9 protein-coding genes are annotated in these 11,812 nt (G+C 67.2%); all 9 read left to right on the top strand.

Going from position 1 to position 11,812, the window contains the following annotated elements:
* The first annotated feature begins 23 nt into the window (after positions 1-23).
* A complete protein-coding gene (locus tag NJ4_RS06585; protein ID WP_067431974.1) occupies positions 24-740 on the top strand; it encodes an MBL fold metallo-hydrolase in 717 nt (238 codons plus the stop codon).
* Positions 737-2,101 carry a histidine--tRNA ligase gene (gene hisS / locus NJ4_RS06580; RefSeq protein ID WP_067431972.1) on the top strand — a complete coding sequence of 455 codons (1,365 nt, stop codon included), beginning with the start codon at positions 737-739 and terminating at the stop codon, positions 2,099-2,101. Before NJ4_RS06585 ends, hisS begins: the two co-directional genes overlap by 4 nt.
* Before the next feature lie 40 nt (positions 2,102-2,141).
* Entirely contained in the window at positions 2,142-3,929 is a 1,788-nt protein-coding gene (gene aspS, locus NJ4_RS06575; RefSeq protein ID WP_067431970.1) for an aspartate--tRNA ligase, read from the top strand.
* Between the two features lie 128 nt (positions 3,930-4,057).
* Positions 4,058-5,065: an ABC transporter permease gene (locus NJ4_RS06570; protein WP_067431967.1), complete on the top strand. Its 1,008-nt coding sequence runs from the start codon at positions 4,058-4,060 to the stop codon at positions 5,063-5,065.
* Between the two features lie 81 nt (positions 5,066-5,146).
* The gene (locus tag NJ4_RS06565; RefSeq protein ID WP_067431964.1) at positions 5,147-6,886 is read left to right on the top strand and encodes an ABC transporter substrate-binding protein; all 1,740 of its coding nucleotides are present in this window, start codon (positions 5,147-5,149) and stop codon (positions 6,884-6,886) included.
* A gap of 169 nt (positions 6,887-7,055) precedes the next feature.
* Positions 7,056-8,072, top strand: coding sequence for an ABC transporter permease (locus NJ4_RS06560; RefSeq protein ID WP_067431961.1), 1,017 nt, complete (start codon positions 7,056-7,058; stop codon positions 8,070-8,072).
* 14 nt (positions 8,073-8,086) lie between these two features.
* The gene (locus NJ4_RS06555) at positions 8,087-9,133 is read left to right on the top strand and encodes an ABC transporter ATP-binding protein (protein ID WP_067431956.1); all 1,047 of its coding nucleotides are present in this window, start codon (positions 8,087-8,089) and stop codon (positions 9,131-9,133) included.
* Between the two features lies 1 nt (position 9,134).
* A complete protein-coding gene (locus tag NJ4_RS06550) occupies positions 9,135-10,403 on the top strand; it encodes an ABC transporter ATP-binding protein (RefSeq protein ID WP_082748247.1) in 1,269 nt (422 codons plus the stop codon).
* A 29-nt stretch (positions 10,404-10,432) separates the two neighbouring features.
* Complete coding sequence (locus NJ4_RS06545; protein ID WP_067431954.1) at positions 10,433-11,812, top strand: replication-associated recombination protein A; 1,380 nt, start codon at positions 10,433-10,435, stop codon at positions 11,810-11,812.

Raw genomic sequence — 11,812 nt, 5'->3', positions numbered from 1 at the left:
TCCCAGCAACGAAGGAATCACCTGTGTTCATTGCCGGCTTTCCCGCTGGCCAGCTGGCTGCGAACTGCTATTTCGTCGGTGCCGAAGCCGGCGGCGAGTGCGTCATCATCGACCCCGGCCAGGACTCGGCCGAAGGCGTCGACCGCCTCGTCGCGGAGCATGCACTCAAGCCGGCGGCCATCCTGGTCACCCACGGTCACTTCGACCACATGTGGCAGGCCCAGGTCGTCGCCGACACGTTCGACGCCCCGTTGTGGATCGGCGCCGCAGACCGGCACCTGCTCAAGGACCCGATGGCCGCGATCTCGAACCAGTCGGCCTCGATGCTGCGCGCTCAGTTCGGGATGAACGACCTGCCCGACTTCCGTGAGCCCGGCAGGGTCAACGAGGCAGTCGAGGGGTCGGTGATCGAGATCGAGGGACTCACCGTCGTCGTCGACCACGCGCCCGGCCACACCCCGGGCACGGTGCTCTACCGCATGGAGTACGCCGGCGACGAGGACGTCTCCCAGCTGATGTTCTCCGGTGACTTCCTCTTCCAGGGGGCGATCGGCCGCACCGACCTGGTCGGCGGGGACCACTCCGAGATGCTCGAGAGCCTGCGCAGCAAGGTGCTGCCGCTGGCCGACGACATCGTGGTCTTCCCCGGTCACGGCGAGCAGACCTCGATCGGTCGCGAGCGCGCCACCAACCCGTTCCTGCTCGAGCTGCAGGACGACGCCGCGGGCGGTGACGCATGAGCCGCAGCACCCCGAAGCCGATGAGCGGCTTCCCCGAGTTCCTGCCGGCTCAGCGTCAGGTGGAACGCGCGGTCATGGACACCCTGACCGAGACGTTCGAGCTCTACGGCTTCGCGAACATCGAGACCCGCGCCGTCGAACCGCTCGACCAGCTGCTGCGCAAGGGAGACACCTCCAAGGAGGTCTACCTGCTGCGTCGCCTGCACGAGGAGTCCGAGGAGGGGCACGCCGGCATCGGCCTGCACTTCGACCTGACCGTCCCCTTCGCGCGCTACGTGCTGGAGAACGCCGGCAAGCTCGAGTTCCCGTTCCGCCGCTACCAGCTGCAGAAGGTCTGGCGCGGGGAGCGCCCCCAGGACGGCCGCTACCGCGAGTTCCTCCAGGCCGACATCGACATCGTCGGTCAGGGCGAGCTGCCCTTCCACCACGACGTCGAGGTCACCAAGGTGATGCTCGCCGCCCTCGGCCGGCTCTCCAATCCGGAGTCGATCGGCCTTCCCGGCTTCACCCTCCAGGTCAACAACCGCAAGCTGATCCAGGGGTTCTACCAGGGGCTGGGTGTGGCCGACGCCGACGAGGCGATGCGGCTGATCGACAAGCTCGACAAGCTGCCGGCCGACAAGGTTCGTGAGCTCCTGGTCGATGAGGCCGGTCTGAGTGCGGAGCAGGCCGACCAGTGCCTGGCCCTGGCCGCGATCAGCACCGACGACGACTCCTTCGTCGACCAGGTGCGCGCACTGGGTGTGACCAACGACCTCCTCGACGAGGGCCTGACCGAGCTCGCCGAGCTGATGCGGGCCTGTGCCGACATCACCGACGACCGGGTGCGCATCCGTGCCGAGCTCAAGATCGCCCGCGGCCTCGACTACTACACCGGCACCGTCTTCGAGACCCGTCTCGACGGCTACGAGTCCCTCGGCTCGATCTGCTCAGGTGGCCGCTATGACTCACTCGCCAGCGACGGGCGTACGACGTACCCGGGGGTCGGCATCTCGCTCGGCGTGAGCCGGGTGCTGGTCCCGTTGGTGGGCAAGGGTCTCGTGGTCGCCGACCGCAGCGTGCCCAGCGCCGTCCTGGTCGCGCTGCCCGACGAGGAGTCCCGCGGAGCCAGCGAGAAGATCGCCGACGCACTGCGCGCCAACGGTGTGCCGTGCGAGGTGGCCGCGAGCGCGCAGAAGTTCGGCAAGCAGATCCGGTACGCCGAACGCCGGGGCATCCCCTTCGTGTGGTTCACCCGCGACGACGGAAGTCACCAGGTCAAGGACATCCGCTCCGGCGACCAGGTCGACGCCGACCCCGCAGCATGGACCCCGCCGGCGAGCGATTTGAAGCCCACGATCATCCGCACCGACAATCAGTGAACTGACGTCCCACCCATCACCGCACCTAGGAGCATCACCCGTGATCCGCACACATGACGCCGGCGCACTGCGCGCCGAGCACGTCGGCCAGACCGTCACCCTCGCTGGCTGGGTGGCCCGACGGCGCGATCACGGCGGCGTGGCGTTCATCGACCTGCGCGAGGCCAGCGGCGTCGTCCAGATCGTGATCCGTGACGAGGCGGTGGCGCACAGTCTGCGCAGCGAGTTCTGCCTCAAGGTCACCGGCGAGGTGGTCACCCGCAAGGAGGGCAACCAGAACCCCAACCTGGCCACCGGCGAGATCGAGGTCGTGGTCAGCGACCTCGAGGTGCTCAGCGCGGCGGCCCCGCTGCCGTTCCCGATCGATGACGCGGGCACCTCCAAGGGCGGCGACGTGGGGGAGGAGGCCCGCCTTCGCCACCGCTACCTCGACCTGCGCCGCAGCGGCCCGAACAACGCGATCCGTTTGCGCAGCAAGGTCAACAAGGCCGCACGCGACGTGCTCGACCGCCACGACTTCGTCGAGATCGAGACCCCGACGCTGACCCGGTCGACGCCCGAGGGCGCGCGCGACTTCCTGGTGCCGGCGCGGCTGCAGCCCGGCAGCTGGTACGCCCTGCCGCAGAGCCCGCAGCTGTTCAAGCAGCTGCTGATGGTGGCCGGCATGGAGCGCTACTTCCAGATCGCGCGCTGCTACCGCGACGAGGACTTCCGCGCCGACCGGCAGCCGGAGTTCACCCAGCTCGACATCGAGATGAGCTTCGTCGAGCAGGACGACGTACTCACCCTGGCCGAGGAGATCCTCGTCGCGCTGTGGAAGCTGATCGGGCACGAGGTGCCGACGCCGCTGCCGCGGATGACGTACGCCGAGGCGATGGCCCGGTTCGGCTCGGACAAGCCCGACCTGCGGATGGGCCAGGAGCTGACCGAGTGCACGGAATTCTTCTCCGAGACGACGTTCCGGGTGTTCCAGGCCGACTACGTCGGTGCCGTGGTGATGCCCGGTGGCGCCAGCCAGCCCCGCAAGAAGCTCGATGCCTGGCAGGAGTGGGCCAAGCAGCGCGGTGCCAAGGGCCTGGCCTACGTGCTGGTCCAGGACGACGGCGAGCTGACCGGTCCGGTGGCCAAGAACCTCTCGGACGCCGAGAAGGCCGGCATCGCCGAGCACGTGGGTGCCCAGCCGGGTGACTGCATCTTCTTTGCCGCGGGTCCGGTCAAGAGCAGCCGTGCCCTGCTGGGTGCCGCACGCCTCGAGATCGGCCGTCGCTGCGAGCTGATCGACGAGAGCGCGTGGGCGTTCCTGTGGGTCGTCGACGCCCCGCTCTTCGAGCCGACCAGCGACGCGACCGCGGCCGGAGACGTCGCCGTCGGTGCGGGTGCCTGGACGGCGGTGCACCACGCGTTCACCTCGCCCAAGGACCTCGACACCTTCACCGACGACCCGGGCAACGCCCTGGCGTGGGCCTACGACATCGTCTGCAACGGCAACGAGATCGGTGGCGGCTCGATCCGGATCCACCGTGAGGACATCCAGAAGCGGGTCTTCGAGATCATGGGGATCACGCCCGAGGAAGCGGACGAGAAGTTCGGCTTCCTGCTCGAGGCGTTCAAGTTCGGCGCCCCGCCGCACGGCGGCATCGCCTTCGGCTGGGACCGCATCGTCGCGCTGCTGGCCGGCACCGAGTCGATCCGCGACGTGATCGCCTTCCCGAAGTCCGGTGGCGGGTTCGACCCGCTCACCGAGGCGCCGGCGCCGATCACCCCGGAGCAGCGCAAGGAAGCCGGTGTGGACGCACGCCCAGAGAAGGATCTCCCGAAGGACGAGTGAAACGGCGGACGCCTGCGCGCAACTGGTCGAGACCAGATCGTTACGCGTAGGTGACCGTTTGTGCGGTCCCCGTCACATAGAGTCACGCCCGTTGAGCGGGCTTGTCCCGATGTGTGCGAGGAGGCGAGATGTCTGGATCGACCGGTCAGAAGCTCGGTGGTGAGACGGCCCAGGCGGTCGTCGACACTGCCGCGCCGAGCACGGAGGTTGCCAGCAAGTCTCCGATGCAGTTGGCCGCCGGCCGGCTGCGCAAGGACAAGCTGACCCTCGTCTCGCTGGTCGTCGTGCTGTTGTTCGTGCTGGCCGCGATCACCGCGCCCCTGGCCGTGCACTTCGGTTGGATCGATCCCCTGAAGTCGGCCCTGAACCTGACCGACGAGTTCGGTCGGCCGAAGGACAAGTGGGGCGGCATGTCCATGGACCACCCGCTCGGCATCGAGCCGGGCACGGGCCGTGACACGATGGCGCGACTGTGGTCCGGGGTGGCCTTCTCGCTGTTCATCGCTCTCTCCGCGACGATGATCGCGATGGTGCTGGGCGTCGTGCTCGGCATCGTCTCCGGTGCCGCCGGCGGTTGGATCGACGCCATCATCGGTCGCGTCATCGACCTGACCCTGGCCTTCCCGCTGACGCTGATGCTGCTGGCGCTGGCCAGCACCGGCCTGATCATGGTCGAGAAGTACCTCCACACGCCGAAGGGCAACCCCACCGCAGCGGTCTATGTGATCGTGGTGCTCGGCCTCTTCGGCTGGACCGGCATCGCCCGTATCGTCCGCGGCCAGGTGCTCTCGCTGCGTGAGCGTGAGTTCGTGCACGCATCCACCATGATGGGTGCCTCGAAGTTCCGGCTCTACTTCCGCGAGATCCTGCCGAACCTGTGGGCGCCGATCCTGGTCACCTTCACGCTGATGATGCCGGCCTTCGTCTCCGCGGAGGCGGCGCTGGCCTACCTCGGCGTCGGTGTCAACGCTCCGACGCCGACCCTGGGCAACATTCTCAACGAGTCGATCAGCTATGCCGACGTGGTGCCCACGTTCTTCTTCATCCCGGGCTTCACGATCGCTGCGATCGTCGTTTCGTTCAACCTGCTGGGTGACGGCATCCGCGACGCCTTGGACCCCAAGGGTCACCAGTGATGTCACCCGCCACACCAGACCTCGGCGACACGGAGTCGTCGAACGTGCCGCACGGAGTGCCGCACACACAAGGAGGATGCAATGGGTAAGAAACTGAAGAGGGCACTCGCAGCAAGTTCTGCGCTTGCGCTCAGTTTGGGACTCGTCGCTTGCGGCGGGGACTCCGGCGGCGGCGGCTCCGCGAACAACGATCCCGGTGTGAAGGGCGGCACTCTCAACTATCTGCAGTCCTTCTTGTACGAGAGCTCGGACCCGCAGCGCATCTACTACGGCGTCCAGCTGGCACAGTGGCGTCGCACCGTCTACCGCGGCCTGGTCGCGTTCCCGATGAGCGAGGACCCGGTCGAGGGCACCACGCCGGTCGCCGACCTCGCCACCGACACCGGCACCGCCAGCGAGGGCGGCAAGGTCTGGAAGTTCACCCTCAAGGACGGCGTGAAGTGGGAGGACGGCACCGACATCACCTGTGAGGACGTCCAGTACGGCACCAGCCGTGTCTTCGCCAACGACGTCATCATCGGTGGCCCGAACTACACGCTCAGCTACATCGACGTGAAGGACTACCCGGGTCCCTACAAGGCGACTCCGGCCCAGCAGGCTGCCTTCGAGAAGGCCGTCAGCTGTGACGGCAAGACGGTCACCTTCCACTTCAACAAGCCGTGGGCAGACTTCAACCAGGCCGCCGCGGGCATGATGATGGTCGACCCCTACAAGAAGTCCTTCGACCAGGGTGACCGCAGCAAGTGGAAGGTCCTCTCCAACGGCCCCTACAAGGTCGAGGGTGGCAACTGGGACAAGAACAAGGGCGCCACGCTGGTTCGCAACGAGAACTACGACCCGGCCACCGACAACCCGGACCAGCTCCGCAAGGCGCTTCCGGACAAGATCAACTGGGTCATCAACGGCTCCGACACCGCCGGTGAGCTCTTCAACGACCGGTTGATCCAGGACGCCGGCGAGGACCAGTACGCCATCACCTCGGCGCGTGTGACCCCGCAGCAGCTGCCCAAGGTCACCCAGGAGCCGGTCAAGTCGCGCTACCTCAACGTGGTCTCGCCCTTCACCGACTACCTGGTGTTCAACCACAAGAAGCTGACCGACCCGAAGATCCGTGAGGCACTCGCGGTCTCGGTCAACACCGAGGGCTACATCAAGGCCAACGGTGGCGACCTGGTCATGGAGCACGCCGACTCGATCGTCAACCCCGGTACCGCCGGCTACAAGGCGAACGACGCGTTCAAGGGTGTCACCGACGGCTCGGGTGACCCCGAGGCCGCCAAGGCGCTCCTCAAGGAGGCCGGTGTCAAGATGCCGTACGCGATCAAGCTCTCCTACCCGAAGACGCCGACCGCTGACAAGTCCATGGCCATCCTCCAGGAGTCGTGGAACAAGGCCGGCTTCAAGGTCACGCTCGACGGTCAGGGTGACACCTACTACGACGTCATCGCCCAGCCCGACAAGGACTCCGACCTGATGTGGGCCGGATGGGGCTCTGACTGGCCGTCGATGATGACGGTGATCCCGCCGCTGTTCGACAGCCGTCCGAACATCTCGAAGACGACCTGTGGCAACGACTACGGCTGCTACGAGAGTGACGAGCTGAACGCGATCATCGACGAGGCCGCCAACGCTGCCAACGTCGAGGACCAGCAGGCCAAGATGCAGGAAGCCGACGCATTCCTCGGTTCGGAATACGCCTACATCCCGCTCGACAACCAGAAGTTCAACTGGCTGCGTGGTTCGAAGGTCACCGGGTTCACCACGACCCCGGCGTCCTCCTCCTACCCGGAGCTCGGCTTGATCGGCGTCTCGCAGAAGTAAGCCTGATCCAGCAACCCTGATTCCTGGGCGCTCGTCGCAAGGCGGGCGCCCAGGAATCGCCGGGTGTGCAGTCTCGTGCACCCCCCCAATCTTTCCTCCGGCCGGGCTCGCGTCCTGCCGAACTCGCGTCCGGCCGGGCGCCCCAGACGACTGAGAAGGTGGACCAACCATGTGGGCCTACGCTGCACGCCGAATCGTGATCGGGGTGATGTTGCTGTTGGCGCTGTCCCTCGTCACGTTTGTACTGTTCTTCGCCAGTCCAGCAGACCAGGCACGCCACGCGTGCGGCAAGCAGTGCACCGACGAGCAGATCGCGGTCACCGAGAAGGCGCTGGGCTATGACAAGCCGGTGCTGGTCCAGTGGGGCACCTTCGTCAAGGGCATGGTCACCGGCCGGGAGTTCCCGGCCGACCCCGAGCTGAAGAAGACGCACCCGGAGTTCATCACCACCTGTGACCGCCCCTGCCTGGGCTACTCCAAGACCAATGGCGTGACAGTCAACTCGTTGATCGGCGAGGCCGCACCGATCTCGATCTCCCTGGCGGTCGTCGCCGTTGTCATCTGGTTGGTCTTCGGGGTGATCCTCGGCATCATCGCCGCGGTCACCAAGGGGACCATCATGGACCGCGGCATCGTCGGCCTGACCCTGATCATCTACGCCTTCCCCACCTTCTTCATCGGCGTCTTCTTCCTGAAGTTCGTGGTGGTCAAATGGGGGTTGCTGTCCTATCCCCAGTACCTCTCGATAGCCGAAGGCGGTGTCGGAGGCTGGCTCACCAACCTGTTCCTCCCCGCCTTCACCCTCGCCCTGGTCTACCTCGCCAGCTACGTCCGCATGACGCGTGCGTTCGTGCTCGAGTCGCTCGGTGAGGACTACATCCGGACCGCACGCTCCAAGGGGCTCAACAGCCGCACGGTGCTGTTCAAGCACGCGCTGCGGGCGGCGCTGACCCCGCTGGTGACCATGACCGGCATCGACTTCGCCGGTTTGCTCGGCGGCGCCATCATCACCGAGCAGGTCTTCGCCTACAACGGCATCGGCAAGCTGACGGTGGACTCCGCCAACGCCTGGGACCTCCCCACCATCATCGGGATCGTGGTGCTCGCCGGGTCGTTCGTGATCCTGGCCAACATCATCGTCGACATCTGCTACGCGCTGATCGACCCGCGCGTCCGCCTGGGCTGAGAGGACCACAGAGCATGGAACACTTCTTGAGCGTTGAAGACCTGCGCGTCCACTTCAAGACAGCCGACGGCATCGTCAAGGCGACCGACGGGCTCTCCTACACCCTCGACCGCGGCCAGACCCTCGGCATCGTGGGCGAGTCCGGCTCCGGCAAGTCGGTCTCGAGCTCGGCGATCATGGGCCTGCACGCCGGCACCACGGCGCAGATCAGCGGCAGCGTGTGGTTCGACGGGGTCGACCTGCTCACCCTGTCGCAGGCCGAGATGCGCAAGCTGCGGGGCAAGGAGATCGCGATGATCTTCCAGGACCCGCTCTCCGCGCTGCACCCCTACTACTCGGTCGGCAAGCAGATCGCCGAGGCCTACCGGGTGCACAACAGCGTCACGAAGAAGCAGGCCCGCACGAAGGTCATCGAGATGCTCGAGCTGGTCGGCATCCCGCAGCCCGACCGTCGCTTCGACGGCTACCCGCACGAGTACTCCGGCGGCATGCGTCAGCGGGCGATGATCGCGATGGCGTTGATCAACGACCCCAGCCTCGTCATCGCCGACGAGCCGACCACGGCCCTCGACGTCACGGTGCAGGCCCAGATTCTCGACCTGCTGCAGAACCTGCAGAAGGAGTTCAACACCGCGATCATCATGATCACCCACGACCTCGGGGTGATCGCTGAGATGGCCGACGACGCCCTGGTGATGTACGCCGGCCGCGCCGTCGAGTACGGCCCCGTCTCCGAGGTGCTCACCCACCCGGAGATGCCCTACACCTGGGGGCTGCTCTCCAGCGTCCCGGACGTCACCGCCGACACCGACGCGCGGATGGTGCCGATTCCCGGCAACCCGCCGAGCCTGCTCAACCAGCCCCCGGGCTGTGCCTTCCACCCGCGCTGCGTGCACTCCTCGAAGGTGCCCGGCGACCTGTGCCGCACCACCCTTCCCGAGCTCCTGGAAGGTCCCCGCGGTGGTGGCCACCTGACCCGGTGTCACCTGGCCGACCCCGAACAGATCTACGAGACCCAAGTGATTCCTGAGATCGCACCGATGCAAGCTGAGGAGCGCTGACATGGCCGAGCCACACGAGAGCCAGACGGAGCCCGCGGCGGACAACACGGTCCCGGCGGGCGATGTTGCCGCCGGGCCGAGCCTCGAAGAGCTGCTCAAGCAGTCGAACAAGCCCGCGAAGTTCGACCCCGACGCCCCCTCGATCCTGACCGTGGACAACCTGGAGATGTACTTCCCGGTCCGCTCCACCGGTGTGATCCGGCGCAAGATCGGCGACGTCAAGGCCGTCGACGGCATCTCGCTCTCCATTCCCCGCGGCGGATCCGTGGGCCTCGTGGGCGAGTCGGGCTGCGGCAAGTCGACGGCCGGGCGCGCCATCACCCGGCTCTACAAGCCGACCGGAGGGTCGGTGAAGTTCGGCGACCGCGACCTCGTCCAGCTGTCGAACCGCGAGCTGAAGCCGCTTCGCCGTGACGTGCAGATGATCTTCCAGGACCCCTACAGCTCGCTGAACCCGCGTCACTCGGTCGGTGCGATCATCGGCGCCCCGCTGCGCATTCACAACATGGTGCCCAAGAACCAGACGCTGAAGCGGGTCCAGGAGCTGCTCGAGGTCGTCGGCCTGAACCCGGAGCACTACAACCGCTACCCGAACGAGTTCTCCGGCGGCCAGCGTCAGCGCATCGGCATCGCACGGTCCCTCGCGCTCCAGCCCAAGCTGATCGTGGCCGACGAGCCGGTCTCCGCGCTCGACGTGTCGATCCAGGCCCAGGTGATCAACCTTCTGCAGGACCTGCAGAAGGAGTTCGACATCGCGTTCCTCTTCATCGCCCACGACCTCGCGGTGGTGCGTCACTTCTGCCCGCAGATCGCCGTGATGTACCTCGGCAAGATCGTGGAGATCGCGGACCGCGAGACCCTGTACTCCCGGCCCAACCACCCCTACACGCAGGCACTGCTCTCGGCCGCGCCCGACGTCAAGCAGGCCGCGATCGGTGGTCGGCGTGAACGCATCCGGCTCACCGGCGAGGTGCCGAGCCCGATCAACCCGCCCTCGGGGTGCCGGTTCCGGACCCGGTGTCCGCTGGCACGCGAGATCTGCGCCAAGGTCGAGCCGCCGCTGATGCAGATCGGGCCGCACCACAAGGTTGCCTGTCACTTCGCCGGCGAGCTGGGCAACCAGCCGCACGACCCCGTGACGGCGCGGATGCTCGGCGTCGACAACTCCGGCAACCCCGACCCGGGTGCCACCCCGACCCAGATCGAGGACTCGCCCGAGTTCTCCGATGTCTGGTTCGACCTCAAGGAGCGCCGGACCGTCAAGCCCTGACCCATGCATGGGGACATAGGGTGGCGCACGTGGATGGTCTCTTCGAGGTGGAGCCTGCGGCCAGTGGCCCGGCACGTGGTGACGGTGGGGCCGCCGGCAAGGGATCGCTGAGCGGCAACACGCACTCCTCGGCCCCCCTGGCGGTGCGGATGCGTCCGCGCACCCTGGACGAGCTGGTCGGGCAGCAGCAGTTGCGGGAGCCCGGGTCTCCGTTGCGCCAGCTGATCGAGGGCGACCAGTCGATGTCCCTGTTGCTGTGGGGTCCGCCGGGCACCGGCAAGACCACGATCGCCTCGATCCTGTCCCAGCAGACCGACCGCAAGTTCGTGGAGGTCTCGGCCGTGGCCGCGGGGGTGAAGGAGGTGCGGGCGGCGATCGACGCGGCACGCTCCGAGCTGGTCCGCACGGGTCACGAGACGGTGCTGTTCGTCGACGAGGTGCACCGGTTCACCAAGGCCCAGCAGGACGCCCTCCTGCCGGGCGTCGAGAACCGCTGGGTCACCCTGGTCGCCGCGACGACTGAGAATCCGTTCTTCTCGGTGATCTCCCCACTGCTCTCACGCTCCCTGCTGCTGCGGTTGGAGTCGCTGACCGACGACGACGTACGACGTGTCCTGGACCAAGCCATCGCCGACGAGCGCGGACTCGACGGCAAGATCGACGTCGACGACGAGGCCCTGGCCCACCTGGTGCGCCTGGCCGGGGGAGACGCCCGGCGCTCGCTGACCTATCTCGAGGCCGCGGCCGGTGCCGCGACGTCGAAGGGCTCCACCACTGTCGACCTGGCCACCGCCGAGACCGCGGTCGATCAGGCGGCGGTGCGCTATGACCGGCAGGGTGACCAGCACTACGACGTCATCTCGGCGTTCATCAAGTCCGTGCGCGGCTCCGACGTGGACGCGGCGCTGCACTACCTGGCACGGATGATCGAGGCCGGCGAGGACCCACGCTTCATCGCCCGTCGTCTGGTCATCTCGGCCAGTGAGGACATCGGGCTGGCCGACCCCACCGCCCTGACCACCGCCGTCGCCGCCGCCCAGGCCGTGCAGCTGATCGGCATGCCCGAGGCGCGACTGAACCTCGCCCAGGCCACCATCGCGTTGACCGTCGCCCCCAAGTCCAACGCCGTGATCAAGGCGATCGACGCGGCCAGTGCCGACGTACGCGCCGGCAAGATCGGTCAGGTGCCGCCGCACCTGCGCGATGCCCACTATGCGGGGGCCAAGAACATCGGTCACGGCAAGAGCTACGTCTACTCCCATGACGAGCCGTTCGGGATCGCCGAGCAGCAGTACGCCCCCGACGCCATCGGCGACGCGGCCTACTACCAACCGACCAACCTGGGCGCCGAGGCGACCATCAAGGAACGCTGGGAACGCGTGCGCAGGCTGATCCGTGGTGCGCGATAG

Source organism: Nocardioides jensenii JCM 1364 = NBRC 14755, assembly GCF_001552535.1.
Lineage (GTDB): Bacteria > Actinomycetota > Actinomycetes > Propionibacteriales > Nocardioidaceae > Nocardioides > Nocardioides jensenii.
This window is presented reverse-complemented; position numbering and strand designations above follow the sequence as displayed.